Source organism: Xenorhabdus entomophaga (genome assembly GCF_037996725.1).
GTDB classification, from domain to species: domain Bacteria; phylum Pseudomonadota; class Gammaproteobacteria; order Enterobacterales; family Enterobacteriaceae; genus Xenorhabdus; species Xenorhabdus khoisanae.
Genome location: NZ_JBBMXH010000065.1, coordinates 1 through 20,844, shown reverse-complemented (window position 1 = coordinate 20,844; position 20,844 = coordinate 1). Strand labels below are relative to the sequence as shown.

Annotated in this window: 20 protein-coding genes; 2 read left to right on the top strand and 18 right to left on the bottom strand. The window is 42.8% G+C overall.

What is annotated here, in order from left to right:
* Window positions 1–5: 5 nt before the first annotated feature.
* Window positions 6–1,169 (top strand): acetyl-CoA C-acyltransferase FadA, encoded by a 1,164-nt coding sequence (gene fadA, locus AAC854_RS14075; RefSeq protein WP_340617654.1) that lies wholly within the window; start codon window positions 6–8, stop codon window positions 1,167–1,169.
* 168 nt (window positions 1,170–1,337) lie between these two features.
* Here fadA and fre read toward each other — a convergent pair whose 3' ends face one another.
* Window positions 1,338–2,039 (bottom strand): NAD(P)H-flavin reductase, encoded by a 702-nt coding sequence (gene fre / locus AAC854_RS14070; protein ID WP_047961852.1) that lies wholly within the window; start codon window positions 2,037–2,039, stop codon window positions 1,338–1,340.
* 10 nt (window positions 2,040–2,049) lie between these two features.
* Window positions 2,050–3,522, bottom strand: coding sequence for a 4-hydroxy-3-polyprenylbenzoate decarboxylase (gene ubiD / locus AAC854_RS14065; RefSeq protein ID WP_340617661.1), 1,473 nt, complete (start codon window positions 3,520–3,522; stop codon window positions 2,050–2,052).
* A gap of 390 nt (window positions 3,523–3,912) precedes the next feature.
* Between ubiD and rfaH the strand changes: the two genes are divergently transcribed.
* Complete coding sequence (rfaH, locus tag AAC854_RS14060) at window positions 3,913–4,401, top strand: transcription/translation regulatory transformer protein RfaH (RefSeq protein ID WP_099115640.1); 489 nt, start codon at window positions 3,913–3,915, stop codon at window positions 4,399–4,401.
* Window positions 4,402–4,479: 78 nt separating this feature from the next.
* On the opposite strand, the gene hemB is transcribed toward rfaH, so the two are convergent.
* From hemB to otnI, 16 genes are all read right to left on the bottom strand, one after another.
* Window positions 4,480–5,493: a porphobilinogen synthase gene (hemB, locus tag AAC854_RS14055; protein ID WP_340617653.1), complete on the bottom strand. Its 1,014-nt coding sequence runs from the start codon at window positions 5,491–5,493 to the stop codon at window positions 4,480–4,482.
* A 155-nt stretch (window positions 5,494–5,648) separates the two neighbouring features.
* Window positions 5,649–6,404, bottom strand: a complete 756-nt coding sequence (tatC, locus tag AAC854_RS14050) for a Sec-independent protein translocase subunit TatC (RefSeq protein WP_340617652.1) — start codon at window positions 6,402–6,404, stop codon at window positions 5,649–5,651.
* A gap of 3 nt (window positions 6,405–6,407) precedes the next feature.
* Entirely contained in the window at window positions 6,408–6,905 is a 498-nt protein-coding gene (gene tatB, locus AAC854_RS14045; RefSeq protein WP_340617651.1) for a Sec-independent protein translocase protein TatB, read from the bottom strand.
* 3 nt (window positions 6,906–6,908) lie between these two features.
* Complete coding sequence (gene tatA / locus AAC854_RS14040; RefSeq protein ID WP_187655341.1) at window positions 6,909–7,169, bottom strand: Sec-independent protein translocase subunit TatA; 261 nt, start codon at window positions 7,167–7,169, stop codon at window positions 6,909–6,911.
* A gap of 159 nt (window positions 7,170–7,328) precedes the next feature.
* Complete coding sequence (ubiB, locus tag AAC854_RS14035) at window positions 7,329–8,966, bottom strand: ubiquinone biosynthesis regulatory protein kinase UbiB (RefSeq protein WP_340617650.1); 1,638 nt, start codon at window positions 8,964–8,966, stop codon at window positions 7,329–7,331.
* The gene (ubiJ, locus tag AAC854_RS14030; protein ID WP_340617649.1) at window positions 8,953–9,651 is read right to left on the bottom strand and encodes a ubiquinone biosynthesis protein UbiJ; all 699 of its coding nucleotides are present in this window, start codon (window positions 9,649–9,651) and stop codon (window positions 8,953–8,955) included. Before ubiJ ends, ubiB begins: the two co-directional genes overlap by 14 nt.
* A 1-nt stretch (window position 9,652) precedes the next feature.
* Entirely contained in the window at window positions 9,653–10,408 is a 756-nt protein-coding gene (gene ubiE / locus AAC854_RS14025; protein WP_340617648.1) for a bifunctional demethylmenaquinone methyltransferase/2-methoxy-6-polyprenyl-1,4-benzoquinol methylase UbiE, read from the bottom strand.
* A 74-nt stretch (window positions 10,409–10,482) separates the two neighbouring features.
* Window positions 10,483–11,838 (bottom strand): DNA recombination protein RmuC, encoded by a 1,356-nt coding sequence (rmuC, locus tag AAC854_RS14020; RefSeq protein WP_340617647.1) that lies wholly within the window; start codon window positions 11,836–11,838, stop codon window positions 10,483–10,485.
* Between the two features lie 141 nt (window positions 11,839–11,979).
* The gene (locus tag AAC854_RS14015; RefSeq protein ID WP_273549104.1) at window positions 11,980–12,510 is read right to left on the bottom strand and encodes a DedA family protein; all 531 of its coding nucleotides are present in this window, start codon (window positions 12,508–12,510) and stop codon (window positions 11,980–11,982) included.
* Between the two features lie 77 nt (window positions 12,511–12,587).
* Complete coding sequence (locus AAC854_RS14010; protein ID WP_340617646.1) at window positions 12,588–13,370, bottom strand: tyrosine-protein phosphatase; 783 nt, start codon at window positions 13,368–13,370, stop codon at window positions 12,588–12,590.
* 168 nt (window positions 13,371–13,538) lie between these two features.
* Complete coding sequence (gene udp / locus AAC854_RS14005) at window positions 13,539–14,294, bottom strand: uridine phosphorylase (protein WP_340617645.1); 756 nt, start codon at window positions 14,292–14,294, stop codon at window positions 13,539–13,541.
* 336 nt (window positions 14,295–14,630) lie between these two features.
* The gene (locus tag AAC854_RS14000) at window positions 14,631–16,019 is read right to left on the bottom strand and encodes a GntP family permease (protein WP_422824088.1); all 1,389 of its coding nucleotides are present in this window, start codon (window positions 16,017–16,019) and stop codon (window positions 14,631–14,633) included.
* A gap of 386 nt (window positions 16,020–16,405) precedes the next feature.
* Entirely contained in the window at window positions 16,406–17,803 is a 1,398-nt protein-coding gene (locus AAC854_RS13995; protein WP_340617644.1) for a GntP family permease, read from the bottom strand.
* A 14-nt stretch (window positions 17,804–17,817) separates the two neighbouring features.
* Window positions 17,818–18,774 carry a D-erythronate dehydrogenase gene (gene denD, locus AAC854_RS13990; RefSeq protein WP_340617643.1) on the bottom strand — a complete coding sequence of 319 codons (957 nt, stop codon included), beginning with the start codon at window positions 18,772–18,774 and terminating at the stop codon, window positions 17,818–17,820.
* Window positions 18,775–18,839: 65 nt separating this feature from the next.
* On the bottom strand, window positions 18,840–19,607 hold the full coding sequence (locus AAC854_RS13985; RefSeq protein ID WP_340617642.1) for a DeoR/GlpR family DNA-binding transcription regulator: 768 nt from the start codon (window positions 19,605–19,607) through the stop codon (window positions 18,840–18,842).
* Window positions 19,608–19,635: 28 nt separating this feature from the next.
* Window positions 19,636–20,415 (bottom strand): 2-oxo-tetronate isomerase, encoded by a 780-nt coding sequence (gene otnI / locus AAC854_RS13980; protein ID WP_340617659.1) that lies wholly within the window; start codon window positions 20,413–20,415, stop codon window positions 19,636–19,638.
* Between the last annotated feature and the right edge of the window lie 429 nt (window positions 20,416–20,844).

Sequence of the window (20,844 nt, the reverse complement as noted above, 5' to 3'; positions counted from 1 at the left end):
AAAACATGGAAAACGTAGTTATTATTGATGGTATCCGTACCCCAATGGGGCGCTCAAAAGGTGGTGCATTCCGTCAGGTCCGTGCCGAAGATCTCTCCGCACACCTGATGAAATCAATACTCAAGCGCAATCCTGCCGTTCAGCCAGAGCATATCAATGATATCTCTTGGGGATGTGTACAACAAACGCTGGAGCAAGGGTTTAACATTGCACGTAATGCTGCATTACTGGCAGGCATTCCCCATTCAGTTCCCGCAGTCACCGTTAACCGTCTGTGTGGTTCCTCAATGCAGTCACTGCATGACGGTGCCCGCATGATTATGACGGGTGATGCCAATATCGCGATGGTTGGCGGCGTTGAACATATGGGGCATGTACCCATGACACACGGTGTCGATTTTCATCCTAAATTGAGCCGCAACGTTGCAAAAGCAGCGGGCGTTATGGGCCTGACAGCAGAAATGCTGGCTAAGATGTATAATATTAGCCGCGAAATGCAAGATGAATTCGCGCTGCGTTCTCATCAACGTGCAGCACAAGCAACAGAATCCAAAGCCTTCGCCAGAGAAATAGTCCCTATTTATGGGCATGACGCAGATGGCAATATGAAGCTTGTCGATTTTGATGAAGTCATCCGTCCTGACACTAACCTAAAGGATCTCGCAGCCCTGCGTCCTGTCTTTGATCCTGTCACCGGAAGTGTTACTGCGGGTAACTCTTCAGCGCTGTCTGATGGCGCATCTGCAATGCTAATCATGAGCGAAAGCAAAGCCAAAGAATTAGGGCTGAAGCCTCGTGCTCGTATCCGTTCAATGGCAGTTGTCGGTTGTGATCCTTCTATCATGGGTTATGGCCCTGTGCCAGCAACACAAATGGCGTTGAAAAAAGCGGGATTAAGCCTTTCTGATATTGGCCTGATGGAATTGAACGAAGCATTTGCTGCGCAATCTTTGGCCTGTATTAAGGGATTGAATCTGCTGGATAGTATGGATGACAGAATCAATCTAAACGGTGGCGCAATTGCGCTTGGGCATCCATTAGGTTGTTCCGGCACCCGTATTACTACTACTCTGCTTAACCTAATGGAGCACAAGGATGTACAGTTTGGTCTGGCAACCATGTGTATCGGTTTAGGTCAAGGTATCGCCACGATTATTGAAAGAGTGTAGTTACCAGATTTAGTTATCAAGAGTAACTGACGATTGAAATTTATACGTATTTTTCCCTTGTCTGTCTAGTCTATTGCATCACTCTAATAAGTTGTTGCCGTAGTTTCCCGCCTGTCAGGGGCGGGTTTTTTTATTTTTATCGTTTTATTTTTTTATCGGGAAAACGGATTAGATAAACTCAAACGCATCGCCATACATGCGATCGATCGATGCATCACGTTCACTACAAAACCGCTCACGGGCAATTTTGGCCATTTCAAAGCGACCGGCGATATAAATATCATGATTTGCCAAGCTGCCAAAATCTTCCAAAACTGCACTCAGAACTGTTCCGCTCCTTCCTCGCCAGTGCTCATCAACCTGCTCAACCACAGGAACAACCGTTAAGTTAAGATAACGTTCACTCAATGCCTGTAATTCACCCAAATCATAAAGGTGATGCAGTTCACGCCCTCCCCAATAAATTGAGATTTCACGGTTAGGGTTTGCTTCCAATGCTGCCAATAAGATAGAACGGGTATAGGAAAACCCTGTTCCACCCGCAATCAGTAGCATCGGATTTTCGCTATCTTCACGAAACCATGCCTGACCATGTGGAATATCAATATCAATAACTTTCTGATCGAGTATTCTGTCCATCACCGCCATTGCATACAGGTTCAGCTCAGAAGCGCCAATATGCAGCTCAATGCTCTGTTTTTCTGATGGTGGTGATGCCATAGAAAAAGGACGTTTGTCTCTTTCGTCCATAACCACCATCAAATATTGCCCTGCACGAAAAGAAAAAGGCGAATCAGGTAATAAACGAACCCGATAAACTGTATCTGTAATGGAGTCAACCGATGTTACTTTACAGCTTAGTGTTGTCATGCGTTCCCTCTTATCGCTTCAAAATATCTAATTGATCCCAAATTTCATCGACACGGGCCCGAATCTCATCACTCATCACTATCGGACGCCCCCATTCCCTTTGTGTCTCTCCTGGCCATTTATTCGTTGCATCTAGCCCCATTTTTGATCCTAACCCTGAAATAGGGGATGCAAAATCGAGATAGTCGATTGGTGTATTTTCCATTAAGACAGTATCTCTCTGCGGGTCCATTCGCGTTGTTATCGCCCAGATGACATCATTCCAATCTCGCGCATTAATATCATCATCACAGACGATAACAAATTTTGTGTACATAAATTGCCGTAGATATGACCAGACGCCCATCATGACTCGCTTGGCATGACCTGCATACTGTTTTTTCATCGTAACGACAGCGAGCCGATAAGAGCACCCTTCTGGCGGCAGGTAAAAATCGACAATTTCAGGAAATTGCTTTTGTAGTATTGGAACCAGAACTTCATTCAACGCAACACCTAACACCGCAGGTTCATCCGGCGGACGTCCGGTATAAGTGGAATGATAGATGGCATCACGGCGCTGGGTAATGTGAGTTATTGTGAATACTGGGAACATATCAATTTCATTGTAATAACCAGTATGATCACCATACGGCCCTTCCGGTGCCATTTCACCGGGTTCAATGTAACCCTCAAGGATAATCTCAGCGCTTGCGGGGACTTCCAATTCATTGGATATACATTTAACGACTTCCGTTTTATGCCCACGCAGCAAACCAGCAAAAGCATATTCAGACAACGTATCAGGGATTGGCGTCACTGCGCCTAATATTGTGGCCGGATCAGCCCCCAACGCAACCGACACCGGAAAACGTTCTCCCGGATGAGCCTGACACCACTCCTGAAAATCGAGAGCGCCGCCACGATGGGATAACCAGCGCATAATCAGCTTATTTTTACCCAATACCTGCTGACGGTAGATGCCCAGATTCTGGCGCTCTTTATTCGGCCCTCTGGTCACCGTCAGCCCCCATGTGATCAATGGGGCTGCATCTTCCGGCCAGCAATGCATAACCGGAATGCGGGTAAGATCCACTTCATCTCCAGCCCAAATCTGCTCCTGACAAGGTGCAGAACTGAGGCGTTTGGTTGGCATATTCAGTACCTGTTTGAATTTAGGCAATTTATCTACCAGATCACGGAATCCTTTTGGTGGTTCAGGCTCCTTAAGGAAAGCTAATAACTTACCAACATCATGCAATGCCTGAACATCATCCTGCCCCATTCCCATAGCAACCCGTTTTGGTGTTCCAAACAAATTGCACAACACTGGCATCGAATATCCTTTAGGATTTTCAAATAATAAGGCAGGGCCACCGGCACGAAGAGTACGATCTGCGATTTCAGTCATTTCCAAATAAGGATCAACTTCCATACGAATTCGTTTTAATTCACCTGATTGTTCCAACAAGGAAAGAAAATCTCTTAAATCGCGGTATTTCATATTGTTCATTCGTGCCGATTTGTAAGGAGGGAAAGACATTATAAGCCCTCCCATGAGGGTTACAAGGTAAACTCATAACTTACTAAAAATCAATGGAATTAGCGTAATCTTGTGGTGTAGGTTTCTCCCATTACTTAGCAAAAACACTTCCATTTTCCGTTTCCTCTATGAAAAGTAAGATAAAATTACCAGTGCCCCTTATAATCGGCATATTTTCCACAATCACTATCCCCATTATCACAATAAATGTCTTACATAAATTTTTACTGGAAATAAATACACGTGACTATAATACATGGACCACATCTCAAATAACTTTTGGCTTTATTGATGACCCCTTAGTACTGGTTTTGTTATGCTAAACACTCTAAGTAATGGAGTCGGAATATTATGGGAAATTGGTATCTTCTTTACTGTAAACGTGGGCAAATCTCTCGGGCGATAGAAAATCTGGAGAGACAAGATGTTATTTGCCTGACACCTACAGCCAAAATTGAAAAAATTATTCGGGGTAAGCGAACCACCGTTACTGAACCACTGTTTCCCAATTATCTTTTCGTACACTTTGATCCCGAAGTTATTCATACCACTACTGTTAATTCAACTCGTGGTGTAAATCATTTTATTCGGTTCAGTACTTATCCCGCTATTGTTCCTCAAACATTAATTGATGAATTGATGTCCGTCACTGAGCAAGAATATGTTGCCCCTGAAACACCAATTGCTGGTGATACGGTATTAATCACTGAGGGAATTTTCGAAGGCATTCAAGCAATTTATAACGAACCAGATGGAGAAACTCGTTCCATTCTCCTGCTGAATATTCTCAACAAGGAAGTGTCGAAGGTATTAGATAATAAACAATTTATCAAAGTCTAATCAGAAAACGGGCAATTTTGCCCGTTTTCATTATATCTGTTCCAGTAAGCCAGAATCTGCTTTTACGCAAGAAGACCGTTATTTCTGCTCATGCAACCACTGTGCTACTCGTTTAGCAAAATAAGTCAGGATGCCATCAGCTCCAGCACGTTTGAAACACAGCAGTGACTCCATAATTGCAGGTTGTTCTTTCAACCAACCATTTTGAATGGCAGCCATGTGCATCGCATACTCACCAGAAACCTGATAAGCAAATGTTGGTACGCCAAACGTATCTTTTACCCGGCGAATCACATCCAAATAGGGCATACCGGGTTTCACCATGACACTATCAGCTCCCTCCTGCAAATCCTGTGCAATTTCCTGTAATGCTTCATCACTGTTTGCCGGGTCCATTTGATAGGTCATCTTATTGCCACCTTTCAAATTACTACTGGAACCAATTGCATCTCTGAATGGCCCATAATAACAAGAGGCATATTTCGCAGAATAAGCCATAATCTGGGTATTGATATGACCATCCATTTCAAGCTGCTCACGAATAGCACCAATGCGGCCATCCATCATATCACTTGGAGCGACAATTTCGGCTCCTGCTTCAGCATGGGAGAGTGCCTGCCTGACCAGAATCCCTTTAGTCACGTCATTGATAACATAACCATCCTGATCAATGATGCCATCCTGCCCATGTGTAGTGAATGGATCAAGTGCAACATCCGTTAAAAGGCCCAATTCAGGTACAGCACTTTTCAGAGCACGGACAGAACGCTGAATCAAACCATCTGGGTTATAAGCTTCCTTCGCATCTAATGATTTCTTGTCTGCTTCAATGACTGGAAACAGCGACAAAACAGGAATACCCAGTCGGGCAATCTCTTCGGCTTCTTTCAGCAAAAGATCGATTGTCAGACGATACACTCCTGGCATGGAAGGCACTTCCTGACGCTGATTAGTACCTTCCATAACAAAGACGGGATAGATTAGGTCATTGACAGTAACTTGATTTTCAGCAAATAAGCGGCGGGAAAAATCATGGCAGCGCACACGACGCATACGACGACCGGGAAATGCTCCCGGAAATACATAGCTCATACTTCTCTCCTAATGTAAAACCCAGCGCCGGGCGCTGGGTTAATAGCCATCACGTTATACAGGTGATGTTAACATCATCAATCAGTTAGCGATAATCATGAGTGACCAGAATCAAATTATTTTTTCAGATTGTCGCCGATATCACGATCACGACCTTATTCACTTTCTGAATTGACTGCTTTGTGTTTACCTGATTTCCCGATATAAAACTGAGAAAGCAAAATTCCTAATTCAAATAGTAAATACATGGGAATAGCTAACAAAGTTTGCGAAAAAACATCAGGCGGTGTTAACAACATGCCAACTACAAAAGCGCCTACCAAAATATAAGGGCGTTTCCTTTTTAACGATCCCGGCGTCACCACTCCGCTCCAGCACAGCAAAATAATGGCGATCGGTACTTCAAATGAAACACCAAAGGCCATAAACAGCGCCATCACAAAGCTCAGGTAGTTACTGATATCTGTCGAGATCACAACACCTGCGGGAACCGTCTTGATAAAGAAACCAAATGCGATGGGAAAAACTACAAAATAGGCGAATGCCATTCCCAGATAAAATAGTACGCTACTGGAAAACAACAGCGGCATTATCAAACGGCGTTCATGCTTATATAGCGCTGGAGCAATAAATGCCCAAACCTGATAGAGGATCATTGGTGCCGAAACGAAGACAGACACCATACCGGTTAGTTTTATCGGTGTAAAAAAAGGCGATGCCACATCCGTTGCAATCATATTTGCACCTTGAGGTAATTGTTCCATCAAAGGTGCCGCAATAAGCCGATAAATGTCATTGGAAAAATACACCAATGCCAAGAAAACGACCAATACAGTAATTAAGCTATTTAGAATCCGCTTACGTAATTCAATCAGATGACTAATAAGCGGTTGGGTATCATCCACAGACATGTTTTAGTGTTCGCCATTTGCTTGTTCAGGAGATTTATTTTTCTGCTGATCTGGTTTCACGCCCGATTGCTCTGAGACTGATTGCTCTGAGGCTGATTGTTCTGAGGCTAATCGTCCTGAAGTTGAGTCTTTTGCGGCCAACTGGGATGCAGAGGAGTGGTAATGCGTTTCATCCTCCTCCAATTCCCTCATTTCATCAGGCTTGAGCTGGTACACGTTTTTCAACGACTCAGCCGCTTCCCTTAGCTCTTCCATTGATGCCTTCAATTCTGGAGATAGTGATTGCATATCTGCTTTTTCTTCCATTTTTTTCAGGCTGTCCTGAAGCTCTTGCAATTTCAATTCTTGAGCAAGTTCATTCTGAACATTCGCCGCCAACGAGCGTAATACCCGAATCCATCCGGCTACTGTTTTAACTGCAATAGGCAAACGCTCAGGCCCCAGAACAACCAAGCCAATGACCATCACTAACAACAGTTCACTAAAACCAATGTCAAACACGGTTTATACCTGCTCTTTGTTTTTGCTCTCTGATTTTTCAGATTGTGTAACGGTAGATTTTTCAGCAAGGTTTTTAGTTTCGAAATCAGCGTCATGGTTCGTTTTTTCAGGTTGCTCCGGTTTTTCATCGCCATTCACTGCTTTTTTGAAGCCTTTAATCGACTCTCCCAAGTCTGAGCCTAAGGTACGAAGTTTGTTAGTACCGAACAGCAATACGACAATGAGCGCAATAATGAGCAATTGCCAAATACTTATACCACCCATACTGAGTTACCTCTATTCATTGGAATACCACATTCATCGGAATACCACTAATGATTCCATTATAAACTACGAACTTTATGTTCGAAAATAACACAATCATACCAAACACACGGTAAAGCAATCTCTACTTACTTTTAATTGTTACTGACCTTTTAATTGTCACTGGCGTTTGCTTAAATGACGCCAACCCAGCCCCCACGATACAATTCCGACCCCCATCAATCCCCACGACAAATGTTTCTGGTCTATGATGAAAAACAGGCTTCCACAGATAAATAGCGTTGCTCCGATCCCCAGTAAATAAAGAGATTTGCGTTGCTGAATCTGTTGCGTTCTGAATTGTTGTGATATCTGATCAATGCTGGCCTGTAAACGCCTATGCTGTTGAAGGGCGCCATACACTAACTCAGGAAATTCCGGTAGCTTTTCCGCCCAATAGGGGGCTTTTTCTTTAAAGGCCCGTACAATGGCGGGTATCCCAACCTGATCATGCAGCCAATCTTCCAGAAAAGGTTTTGCGGTTTTCCATAGATCAAGCTGAGGATAAAGCTGGCGCCCCAAACCTTCAACGTACAGTAGCGTTTTTTGCAACAGAACCAACTGGGGTTGAACAGCCATGTTAAAACGGCGGGCAGTATTAAAAAGATTTAGTAGCACATGCCCGAACGAAATTTCAGCCAGTGGTTTTTCAAAAATCGGCTCACAAACGGTACGGATGGCAAATTCGAAATCTTCCACATTGGTATCGGCAGGAACCCAACCAGAATCAACATGTAATTCAGCTACCCGGCGGTAATCACGATTGAAGAAAGCAATGAAATTTTCAGCCAGATAGCGTTTATCATCTTTATTCAAAGAGCCAACAATGCCGTAATCGATGCCGATATAGGTAGGATCTTCCGGATTCTCATAACTGACAAAAATATTGCCGGGGTGCATGTCCGCATGGAAAAAACTGTCACGGAACACTTGGGTAAAAAATACCTGAACACCACGCTCAGCCAACAATTTCATATTGGTGTTCTGCGCTTCTAAGGCCGCAATGTCAGACACGGGGATACCATAAATGCGTTCCATAACCAACACATTCTCCCGACAATAATCGGGATAAACTTCTGGCACGTAAAGCATCGGGCTGTCTTCAAAATTTCGGCGCAATTGAATTGCATTGGCAGCTTCACGCAACAAATTCAGCTCATCAAGTAAAGTTTTCTCGTATTCGCGCACGACTTCACGTGGACGAAGACGACGCCCATCCGGCAAAAGAGGCACCAGATTAGCCAAACGATACATCAATCGTACATCCGCTTTGATGACAGGCAGAATATCCGGGCGGATCACTTTCAGGACGACTTCTTTACCATTCTCTTTCAGCCGAGCGGTATGTACCTGAGCAATAGACGCTGAAGCCAGTGGCTGCTGATCAAAATTTTCAAACCACGTTTCCAAAGGCCCCTCTAATGCGGTTTCAATCGATTTTCTCGCCACAGCGCCATCAAAGGAAACCACCCTATCTTGCAACATCGAAAGCTGATCAGCGATTGCAGGTGGAAACAGATCGCGGCGGGTAGAAAGCATTTGACCAAATTTGATCCATACAGGCCCAAGCTCTTGCAGTGCCAGACGCAAACGCTCACCAAGCGGTTTGTCTTTATGCCGATTAGTTATCCAAAACAGGAAATAACGCCCGAAACGCAGTGGCCAGGTCAGACGAATATTAGGGATCAGTTCGTCCAGTCCATAGGAAAGAAAGACTCGAATAATGAAATAAAGCCGTTTGATTTCACTGGGCGTCATATTTCCCCTCCAGCGCAGCCAACCGTTTCTCTATTTGAGTCACTTTATTGGCAACAGCATCAACTTCCTCACTGAAATAGGCGGCTTCCAGTGCGCTGGGGGCCATTTTCCACTCTTCAGTTAATGATTCGACGAAGTACGTTTTCTTCCTTTCGATGGTATTACTGGCAAATTTAACGCCTTTTTTCACTATCTGGCTAATGCCTTCTGCAACAATATCACCGACATAAGGGGAAAGATAATGGGCAGGGTCCCACTCTGACATGTCCAATAAAGCTGACCATTGCTGGATAATCTGCATATCCCCTTCAATGGTGATCTCGCCACTGTTAATCAACGCCGAAAGGCACTGGCGGTCCCGCAACTTGAGTAATGCGGGTATCGTCGTTTTCATTGAGCAATCCGCAGGTTCCGACCACTGACTTAAAACATCCAATTGCTTTTCACTGAATATCAATACCAATGGTGTTTCAATTTCCTTCAGCTTGATGGACAGTGTTTTGCCTACCAACCTCAAACGGGTTGGCTTCAATACGGTTTCCCGATACAACAAATAATTCAGCGTTGTTTCCAGAGAAGCCGTCAGAGCCGGAAATAATACTCGGTAATTCAATGCAGCAGGACTCAATTCAGGGGAGTTCAGTGCCGCAGAATTCACACTATGGCTTGGTGAGGGTGTTTCCATTTCAGAATTTAAACCCTTTGTGCAGAGCAACGACTCCCCCGGTCATATTGGTATAAGAAACCTGGTCAAAGCCAGCTTCTTCCATCATACTTTTTAAGGTTTCCTGATCAGGGTGCATACGGATGGATTCTGTCAGATAGCGGTAACTGTCGGCATCTTTAACAACCATCTGACCAATTCGTGGTAAAACATGGAACGAATAAGCATCATAAACTTTGCTCAGTGGTGCCAGTACAGGTTTGGAGAACTCCAGCACCAATAAACGACCGCCCGGCTTAAGCACCCGACACATGGAACGTAAGGCTTTTTCTTTATCCGTCACATTACGCAGGCCGAAAGAAATCGTAATACAGTCAAAATAATTATCTGGGAAAGGCAGTACTTCAGCATTAGCCTGAACATAACTGACATTACCGACGATGCCGATATCACGCAACTTTTCACGCCCGACTTTCAACATTGAGTCGTTAATGTCTGCCAGAACAACCTGACCTTTTTCACCCACAATACGGGAAAATTTTGCTGTCAAATCACCTGTTCCACCGGCGAGATCAAGCACTTTATGACCGCGTCGGACACCACTTGCTTCAATAGTGAAACGCTTCCAGATACGATGAATACCAAATGACATCAAATCATTCATCAAATCATATTTTGCCGCTACCGAGTGGAATACCTCTGCCACCATGTCTTTTTTTTCTTCTTTGGCTACAGTGCGGAAACCAAAATCAGTGGTTTCTTTCGATTGATTTGCCATGTTATTTGTCCGCTTTTTATTCGAAAAATTTATAGCAAGTGTACCAGCCTTTCCGATAAAACCCTATCCAGACTTCACTCGTTAATTTGTAACGATTGTAGGGATTTATCAATCAAGTGTGAATCAATAGGACGCTTCACATCCACACCTAATTCTCGGAAGCCTTCAGCCTGACTGATCAGATTACCTCGCCCCTCGAGCAGTTTTTTCATCGCGAAATGGTAACTCGCCTGTGCTTTATCTAAGCTTTGCCCTAACCCTTGCATATCATCCACAAACAAACGCATTTTGTCATACATTCTGGCCGCTTTATCAGCAATCAGACGGGCATTCTGACTCTGATATTCATAACGCCAAAGGTTATTGATAGTACGAACAGCAACCAGTAATGTGGATGGGCTAACCAGCATGATATTGTGTTTCAATGCTTCATCCAGTAATTCAGGAGCCTGATTAAGTGCCACCAGATAAGCCGGTTCCACAGGAATAAACATCAGGACATAATCCAGAGAGCGCAAACCGGGCAATTGCTGATAATCTTTTCGGCTCAGGCCACGAATATGTCCTTTTATGGAGTTGATATGCTCCTGTAATGCCTGTATCTGCTGTTGTTCATCATTACTGTTGAAATAACGTTCATAAGCAACCAGCGACATTTTGGCATCAATAACGACATCTTTTCCCTGCGGCAAATGCACAATCACATCGGGCTGAAAACGCCCGTTGTTTTCGGATTGAATATTAACTTGTGTGTCGAATTCATACCCTTCACGCAAACCGGATGCTTCCAAAACCTGAGCCAACACCATCTCTCCCCAATTTCCCTGCATTTTATTATCTCCTTTCAACGCATTAGTGAGATTGAGTGCTTCTTTTGCCATCTGGGCATTCAGTTGCTGAAGATTGCGAATCTCATGGGTTAAGGTATGACGTTCCCGGGCTTCCTGCCCAAAACTGTCCTGAACCTGACGGCGAAAACCTTCAAGTTGTTCACGAAATGGCATTAAGAGATTATTGAGGTTTTGGCGATTATATTCATCAGTACGGAGCCGGTTTTGCTCAAAAATACGATTGGCAAGATTTTCAAATTGGGTATTCAGGCGCTGTTCACTATTGATCAACAGGCGTTGTTTTTCCTCCGCCGCTAACCTGCTTTCTTCAAGCCGCGTGCTCAGTTCCCGCAATTCAGCTTCCTGCACACTATTCACTTCGCGCTGAGCCAGTAACTCTTGGTTTAATTGATCGCACTCAGTACGCCAATAATGAGACTGTTCTAGCTTTTCATGGCTGACAGCCAGTTGACTATATAATTCGCGCAGCGCCTGCTCTTTTTGTTGGATTCTCTGGTGAACAGAAAGCCAGACGAAGATCCCCCCGCCCAGCAATCCACTTAAGCCGCCAATCAACATATATAACCACTGGATATCCACCTATACACCCTCACTAACACCATTGTAGTTAAGTTTTGGTTAACTTCTTTGGCTCACTGGCCTCAATGTAAGTTAAATAGAGGCTGTATAGATGTCCAGATTATTTAATAGCTTTCTTTCAGTTTGCAAAGCGGCTCGCAATTACCCCATCCACTCGGCCAACCATCGTAAGCCAAAAGCACCCGGCGCTAAGATACCGAATGCCCAAATCAATGCAGAAGCGAAATTGGCAAGCTGAAAATGGCGTTTTGGCATGGCACAAATTCCGGCTACCAGCGGGACTACGGCTCTTAAGGGGCCAAAAAATCGCCCAATAAAAACGCCCCAGACTCCCCAGCGCTCAAAGAATCGATGCCCACGCGCTAACGTTTTGGGGTGGCGAGAAAGCGGCCACATTTTGCCGACATTCTCTTTATAGTGGAAACCAAACCAGTAAGAAACCCAATCGCCAAAAAAGGCTCCTGCTGCTGCGGCTATCCATATTGGCCAGAAATTTAACCCGCTTTCGCCAATTAATGCGCCTAACCCCAATAAAATGATCGTCGCTGGCAACAATAGGGAGATAAATGCCAGTGATTCACCAAATGCAAGGAGGAAAATGATGGGAATTGCCCAAGCTTCATGAGCTTTTACAAAATTCGTGACCAGTTCGATGATTTCATGCAGGCTCAAATTCGTCTTTCCTGTGTTAGTCAGTGGGATGTCATAGGTTAGCACTGTATAATTAAACCAAAGCTAACCTGATATTTTTATTCAAGAAAGTAAGCTTGCAATTTTTCTCGGGCCGCAATATCGAGTCCAATATCTTTTTCCAGCCAAATATCCACACTGCCGTAATGTTGGTTAATACTATTCAGCGCAGTCAGTAAAAACGCTTCCCTGACAGAATAAACATAAGCAAATTTTTCCACTATATTTTCACTCATGACTTTCGCATGTTCATTCAATAAATAATCTCGGTAAGGAGCCAACGTGATATCGGTCAGCAAATAGTCTTCCATTACCGTATCCCAATCAGCACCCAGCGCCAGCAAAACCAGAGCAGAACCCACTCCTGTTCTGTCTTTGCCAACCGCACAATGTTGCACAATCCCGCCTTTTTCTGGTTGCAACAATAGCGTAGCTAATTTCTTATAAGCCGGATTATTGATAGGTAACAATTCATACAGACGTGACATAAACCCTTTTGCATCGAATTGCTCCAGTATTTCTTTATCTATCTTATCCAGATTAGCGTCCACTTCTTTGGAAAGCGGATTTGCCGGAGCATGGTGATAATGGGCGCCATGCCATATCTGATCCGGTTTATCCATGATTTCGCTACTATCACGATAATCGATGATCTGAAAAAGGTTTTGATCCACTAAATAAGCCTGATCATTTTCTGTCAGCTTATCCAGTGATCCGGAACGAAATAGCAGCCCTGACTTGATCTTAGCGCCATTATTTAGCGTTTTATTGCCTAAATCACGAAAGTTAATGCCGCCATTCAAAGGAAGTACTGAAGGATGAGAGATTAATGTTGTGGTCATAGTCACTCTTGTTTTGATTAAAATATACTTTATTTTTAACGCATTACGTTACTGATGGTAAATAGTTGTTAGCGCAAAACGTTATGACATTATCAGATTTTAGAATGAAAGGAAGAGAAGATCACATAAATGATAGGGCCAGAATATTCCAGCCCTTGATGAAAAGCGTTACAGCAGGCGGCGGGCAGCCTCAACAACGATTCCTAACGCGTTGCTTTCTGTTTTCTTCAACAGCTCAACATCAGGAATTTCCTGTTGGGTACGGTTAACAATAACACCAGCCACCATACCAGCACGCAGTCCCTGACTTGCGCACATAGTCAACAATGTTGCAGATTCCATCTCAAAGTTCATTACGCCCATTTCCTGCCACTCTTTCATAGAGCCCTGAAAGCGACGAACAACCCGCCCGGAATAAGTATCATAACGCTCCTGCCCTGGATAGAAGGTATCAGAAGAAGCCGTGACACCAACATGAGTGGCAGATCCGGATGATTTCGCCGCTTCATACAATGCGTTGGTACACTCAAAATCAGCAACCGCCGGGAATTCCATTGGTGCAAAGTGCAAGCTGGCACCATCCAAACGAACTGCGCCTGTTGTTACCAATACATCCCCAACATTGATGTGTGGTTGGATCGCTCCGGTTGTACCGATACGCAGGAAAGTACGTACTCCCAATTGCGCCAGCTCTTCTACAGCAATCGACGTTGAGGGGCCACCAATACCCGTGGAACAGACAACAACGGCTTTGCCATCAATTTCTGCACGCCATGTTGTAAATTCACGATGGGAAGCCAGATGCACTGGGTTATCCATCAAACGCGCAATTTTCTCAACACGATTAGGATCGCCCGGTACAATCGCTAAAGTCGCGCCTTGCAGGTCACTTTTAGTGATACCTAAATGAAATACATCAGACATATCAGACTCCTCAACGGATATAGCTCAAAATATGGATACCTAAATTTAGTCAATACTCTGACATTTTTTAGTGATTAAAATCATCTTTAATGAAGATAAAAAAGAAACACACACATACATTTGTGACTCAAGTCACAAATAATAGAGAAAACGATGTCGTGAGTATAATGCTGGAATGGAAACAATATTCGAAGAACAATCACAAACCCTGAAAACAGAAAAACGCCCCTCACAGAGCGCCTTCTGGATTATACCCAATGGATTTCAAGATGCAGCGCAACGGCAAGGAAATGCACACAGCCAACAAAGCGGCAACCTGAAAGACGATAGACATATTTACATGACAAGGTTGAGCAGCAATACACCACACAGCCCAATTCCCCATGCAATTGTAGTAGGGATTGACCAGACAATAATTTGCTGCCTCACATTCTTAATCCCCATCATCCGGTTAACCACCCAGAAAAAACAGTCATTAAAATAGCTGAAAAACAGAGTTCCCATCACCGCAGCCTGAGCCGCTACCAACATATTAATATCCGGTATCTGTCTGATAACAGGCGCTGAAATAGACGCTGCGGTAATCATTGCTACCGTGCCAGAACCCTGAATGATGCGTATTAAGGTCGCGATGATAAACGGAATCAGGACCGGTGTTATTGGCAGTTCAGCAATATAGTGAGCCAGCATCGTTCCCGTCGAACTTTCGTTTAATACAGCCCCCAATGCGCCTCCAGCCCCCGACACCAGTAAGATAATCCCCACAGGTTTTAACCCGGCCTCCAAATGTTCAATCACCTCCTGTTTACTGGCTTTTGGTATAAGCGTATAAACCGCCAGCAATACACTGATTGCTAAAGCAATAATGGGCGAACCAAGAAAATCAAAGAGTTGAAAATATAAATTGTTTTTCTTTCCGGCAAACTCATCGATTTTCAACACCATGCCATTAATTACACCCATAAAAATCAGAACAATCGGCACGACAATCGGCAAAAGGGAAAGAAACAAGCTTGGTAGGGGTTTATTGGCTTTTTCTTCCAGATAACGTTGATGAACTTGTTGCAGATTTTCTGAATGTTCTTCTGCATCAGCAATCTGATATTCAGGGTATTTAGTCTCCAGCCACTTTGCATAAAGGGTAATGCCAATAACACATGGAATAGCCAGTATCGCGCCTGCCAACATCATTGAGCCTATATTTACACCGAATATCCCTGCGACACCAAGAGGCCCCGGTGTTGGTGGAACAATATGGTGAGTCACCACCAGCCCGCCTGCCAGCGATACTCCCAGAGTCAATACATTCCGTTTACCTTTCTTTGCTAACGCTTTCACCAGTGGATAAAGGATCACAAAGGCCGAATTCACAAATATAGGAATACTGACAATATAACCGGTAATCGCCAAGGCCCATTCTTCGCGCTTTTGGCCCAGCCATTTTACCAAACTATAGGCGATCCGTTCTGTTGCGCCAGAAACCTCCAATATCCGCCCCATCATGCTACCCAACCCAATCACGATGCCAATACTGCCCAATGTCGAACCAAATCCCTTACCGATCACCTCGACGACATTGCTTATCGTTAATCCGCCTGATATTCCAGCGATTATTGCAGCAATTAGCATGGCAATAAGGACATGAACACGAGAGCGTAAGACCAGAAAAATCAGCGTAAATACCGCCACTCCCAATCCAATAATTGGAATGTAAAACTCCATCATAAAACCCTATTTCAATCTGTATGATTAGCGATAAATGCACGGGTGGCATCGCCTGAAAAAATAACTGTTAGATCTAAAAAATGCCAAATAGTAATAATTTTTCTTAGAAATTACTCTTAATAACCTTAGAATTATCTTTGCAAAGGAGTGAAAACTCTAACACCCATACCAAAAATTAATTTAAAAACAAAAAGATAACTGGATATTTTATCTGAATTAAAATGTGTTGCGCCGTCTTTTAGTGTTTAAGGTGACGTAACGCATTTAATTGCAATTAAGATCACAATGTAAGGAGAAAGTAATGCAGAAGTGAGAATAGTATTCGAAAGTCAATGACAAAGCTTGAAAACAGAAAAGCGCCCGTTACAGAGCGCCATTTTAATATGTTACATGACAAGGTTGAGAAGCAGTACACCACACAGCCCAATCCCCCATGCAATTGTGGTAGGGATTGACCAGATAATCATCTGTTGTTTGGCATCTTTAATGCCCATCATTCGGTTAACCATCCAGAACAGACTGTCATTGAAGTAACTGAAAAACAGTGCTCCTATCGTCGCAGCCTGAGCTGCCAGCAACATATTAATATCTGGTATATGGCTGATCACAGGAGCTGAAATAGAAGCCGCTGTGAGCATTGCCACTGTACCGGACCCTTGAACCAAACGCACTAACGTTGCAATGATGAATGGGATTAAAATAGGAGTTATCGGCAAGTTAGCAACCTGTTGTGCCAGAAGAGTGCCCGTTTCGCTTTCACGCAATACAGCTCCCAATGCCCCGCCAGCACCAGTTACCAACAGAATTATACCTGCTGTTTGTAACCCTGCTTCCAAATGTTCAATGACTTCGTGTTTGCTGACTTTTGGCATTAGAGTATAAACAGCCAACAATACACTGATTGCCAACGCGATAATGGGTGTACCAAGTAAATCAAAAAACTGAAAATAGAAATGCTTTTCATTTCCAATAAATACATCAATTCCTAATAACACATTATTAACTGCTTTAATCAAAATCAGAACAATCGGAACAATGATAGGTAAGAGGGAAAGAAATAGGCTTGGTAACGGCTTATTGGCTTTTTCTTCCATGTAATGTTGGTGAGTCTGCTTCAGATTTTCCTGCGTTTCATCTTCATTTTCATTCGTAGTTGTGTACTGATATTCAGGATATTTAATTGCCAACCATTTTGCATAAAAAGTAATACCAATAACACATGGAGCCGCCAGTATAATACCGACCAACATCATTGCACCGATATCCACGTCAAAGATACCAGCAACACCAAGAGGTCCAGGAGTTGGGGGAACAACATGATGAGTGACGACCAGCCCTCCTGCTAATGCGACCCCTAATGTCAATATATTTCGTTTGCCTTTCTTCACCAATGCCTTAGCTAAAGGATAGAGAAGCACAAAAGCCGTATCGACAAAAATGGGAATACTGACAATATAGCCGGTAATTGCCAAAGCCCATTCCTCACGCTTCTTACCTAACCACTTAATGAAGCTGTAAGCGATTTGTTCAGCGGCACCAGAAACTTCCAGTATCCTCCCCATCATGATCCCTAAGCCGATCACAATCCCGATACTACCTAATGTTGAACCAAATCCTTTGGTAATCACTTCTATGGTATTAGTTATGCTTAATCCCCCCGTGAGTCCAGCAATTATTGCTGAAATCAGCATAGCAAGCAGCGCGTGGATACGGGTACGCAAGACCAGAAAAATCAGCGTGAATACAGCTACTGCCAATCCAATGATTGGAATATAAGACGTCATAATCAAACTCCATTTCAATATAAGTCATTAGCAATAAATGCACGAATAGAGTCACCAAATGAATGGTCAACACCAAATCCCAATGCAAGACCACGACTTATGTCAAAGCTTCCCGGCCAACTTGCTACTATTTGGTTGATGCTTTCATCTGACTCAAAACGAATAAGTTCCACTGCTTCTTGTCCAGCAACTTCCTTCAATGCATCAAGCATCCCTTGTACCGTGATACTAATTCCTGGCAAATTTACAATACGTGATAGGCCAAAGTCTTTTGCTGGTATCTGAGCTGCATGAATAAGATTACGAATTACTGTTTCAGGGCTAGAAAGCCACAATGCAAGCTCACGGGAAACAGGGCAAACACTGTTTTCTCCATGCAATGGCTCACGAATAATTCCGCTAGCAAATGAAGAAGCGGCCTTATTGGGTTTACCCGGACGTATACTAATGGTTGGCAAGCGAAGGATTCTTCCATCGACATATCCTCTACGAGAATAGTCATTAATCATCAACTCACACATTGCTTTTTGAGTACCATATGAAGATTGAGGATTAACAGCATAGTGGTCTGTCACTGTTTCTGGTAATTCTCCCCCAAATACCGCTAGTGAGCTGGTAAAAATAAACTTCAGTGATGAGTTCTCCTTACGAGCAGCATCCAATAAGCTGCGCGTCACATCAAAATTAGTCCTTATCCCTGAATCGAAATCTTGTTCAGCATGACTACTAACAATAGCCGCTAGATGAAATAAAATAATGTTGCTCTTAACACCAATCAGCCTCTCGGACGCACCAGCTTGTGTCAAATCCAGTTCCAAACATTGCACCCTTGGATCATTGACAGGAGAAATTGGAAGCTGAATATCAACTAGCACTAATTGTTCAAAATTCAATCCACAGTTATTTTTAAGTAAAAAAGAAGCTAACTGTTTCCCCAGAAAACCAGCACCACCCGTTATAATCACTTTCATTTACAACCTTCCTTCGTAGTCTTTTGGACTATTTATATAAATTAGGATTTATTTTTTTATAATCCTTATATATTGACAATATGTAGTTCCAAACTTAACTCTTGTAATTGTTGTTGCACTGAGATTGATAATTGACCATCACATACAATGTCATTTAAATTTGATAATGGGCAAACACGAAACATGCCGTATTTCCCATACTTGCTGCTATCTGAAATTAATATTTTCCTACGAGAAATTTCCAACAATGCCTGTTTCACTAAGACTTTTTCTTCATGAGGAGTGGAAATACCATGTTCAAGATCCCATGAACTGGTACTGATAAATGCAATATCTACATTCAAAGTACGCAATACCATGGCTGCACTATTCCCAACACTGGAATAATTACGCTTATCCACCTGCCCTCCGGTGTGAAACAAATTGAGTTGTGGCTTATTCATCAAATACTGAATAATAGAAAAATCATTCGTAATAATTGTCAGATTAAAACGTTCCGCCAATACTTGAGCAATTTCAAATGTCGTGGTTCCAGCATCCAAATAAACCACTTGCCCATCTTCTACCAATGAAGCAGCATATCTACCTATTGCACGCTTATTTTTATGATGAATAAGTGCTTTTTCATTCCATGGTAATTCTTGCCGTAAGGCATCATTTAACTGAATACCTCCAGCAATACTAATAACTTTCCCTTCTTCTTCCAAAATACGAATGTCCCGCCTTACTGTCATGTGCGAAACACTCATCATTTCTACTAATGTGTTAATAGAAGCGATCCGATGCTCATGTAAGTGGCGGTAAATAAAATCTCTGCGTTCTGGGGGGGTCATGACCTCTCCTACTACAATTATCATCCAATCATGATTGGGCTTTTACCAGCCATCCAAGTCCTTCTTCCGTACAACCCGCTGGATAATACTCACATCCAATCCATCCTTGGTATCCCTTCTCATCCAGCTTTTTAAATAGCCAGAAATAGTTAATCTCACCATTATCTGGTTCATGTCGATACGGCACTGAAGCTATCTGAATGTGGCTAAACCTCCCCCACAGCCGTTCTATCGTCCTCAGCAAATCGCCTTCCATAATTTGGCAATGATAAAGATCTAACTGGATAAAGACATTTTGACGGTTGATAGCTCTCAATAGCTCTTCTGCCTGATTTTGTGTTGTCAAAAAATAGTCAGGCATATCACGAATATTGATCGGTTCAATTAATATTTTGATATTATATTCAGCCATCACATCCGCAGCATACTGGATATTTGTGATATAGCATTCACGTTGCTGTTCCTGCGTAAATAACCTATCCCATTTTCCAGCCATTGCGTGAACCTGTTTACAATCCAATGCCAAAGCATATTTCAGTGCCTTATGCACTCCATCAGCAAAAGCTTTTTCTCGTCCAGGTAAACAAGCCATTCCCCTATCACCTGAGTCCCAATCACCTGCAGGCATATTGAACAGCACTTGAGTCAATTGATATTTTCTTAACAACTCCGAAAGTTTTTCCTCTGATTCTTCATAAGGAAACAAATATTCAATACCTTTAAAACCAGCGTTTGCTGCCCGCTTAAATCGCTCATTAAACGGGACTTCGTTAAACATAATACTCAAGTTTGCTGCGAACTTAGCCATACATACCCTCACTATTTTTATTTGAAATAGCACATATCTAACTCTCATACCTATACTATTCTTTATTCAGGGTAGTAAGCTATTCAACAACATCAGACAACTTCATATAGTATCTTCTAATTATTTTGTGCTAAAAAGATTTTAGTAATGCTATTTTTACAATAATTAGCTTTTAATTTCCGGTTAAAATAGCATTATGTTTTGTGAGCAAGCTCTCAATTTGTTAGAAAATTCGGTCATCTTTGAGCAGAAAATATTCCACCATCAGAAACATTCCATTGATATGGTGTAATAGGAAGAAAGTAATTCTCAAGATAATTATATATAACTTTTCAAAATGGTAGGAGTGTCAAAGAAACTCAGTCCAAATTTTGCGAGTTTTGATTTTCCAGAAACAAAAAGGCAAAAAAGAGGACTGAGTTATGCTTA

Coding starts and splice junctions, on each gene's coding strand:
- AAC854_RS13985 (WP_340617642.1), bottom strand. CDS start 19,607: ATGACCCCCCCAGAACGCAGAGATTTTATTTACCGCCACTTACATGAG.
- denD (WP_340617643.1), bottom strand. CDS start 18,774: ATGAAAGTGATTATAACGGGTGGTGCTGGTTTTCTGGGGAAACAGTTA.
- fre (WP_047961852.1), bottom strand. CDS start 2,039: ATGACAACACTAAGCTGTAAAGTAACATCGGTTGACTCCATTACAGAT.
- otnI (WP_340617659.1), bottom strand. CDS start 20,415: ATGGCTAAGTTCGCAGCAAACTTGAGTATTATGTTTAACGAAGTCCCG.
- AAC854_RS14000 (WP_422824088.1), bottom strand. CDS start 16,019: ATGATGGAGTTTTACATTCCAATTATTGGATTGGGAGTGGCGGTATTT.
- ubiJ (WP_340617649.1), bottom strand. CDS start 9,651: ATGGAAACACCCTCACCAAGCCATAGTGTGAATTCTGCGGCACTGAAC.
- fadA (WP_340617654.1), top strand. CDS start 6: ATGGAAAACGTAGTTATTATTGATGGTATCCGTACCCCAATGGGGCGC.
- ubiE (WP_340617648.1), bottom strand. CDS start 10,408: ATGGCAAATCAATCGAAAGAAACCACTGATTTTGGTTTCCGCACTGTA.
- hemB (WP_340617653.1), bottom strand. CDS start 5,493: ATGAGCTATGTATTTCCGGGAGCATTTCCCGGTCGTCGTATGCGTCGT.
- udp (WP_340617645.1), bottom strand. CDS start 14,294: ATGTCTGATGTATTTCATTTAGGTATCACTAAAAGTGACCTGCAAGGC.
- ubiB (WP_340617650.1), bottom strand. CDS start 8,966: ATGACGCCCAGTGAAATCAAACGGCTTTATTTCATTATTCGAGTCTTT.
- rfaH (WP_099115640.1), top strand. CDS start 3,913: ATGGGAAATTGGTATCTTCTTTACTGTAAACGTGGGCAAATCTCTCGG.
- ubiD (WP_340617661.1), bottom strand. CDS start 3,522: ATGAAATACCGCGATTTAAGAGATTTTCTTTCCTTGTTGGAACAATCA.
- tatC (WP_340617652.1), bottom strand. CDS start 6,404: ATGTCTGTGGATGATACCCAACCGCTTATTAGTCATCTGATTGAATTA.
- AAC854_RS14010 (WP_340617646.1), bottom strand. CDS start 13,370: ATGACCACAACATTAATCTCTCATCCTTCAGTACTTCCTTTGAATGGC.
- AAC854_RS13995 (WP_340617644.1), bottom strand. CDS start 17,803: ATGACGTCTTATATTCCAATCATTGGATTGGCAGTAGCTGTATTCACG.
- tatA (WP_187655341.1), bottom strand. CDS start 7,169: ATGGGTGGTATAAGTATTTGGCAATTGCTCATTATTGCGCTCATTGTC.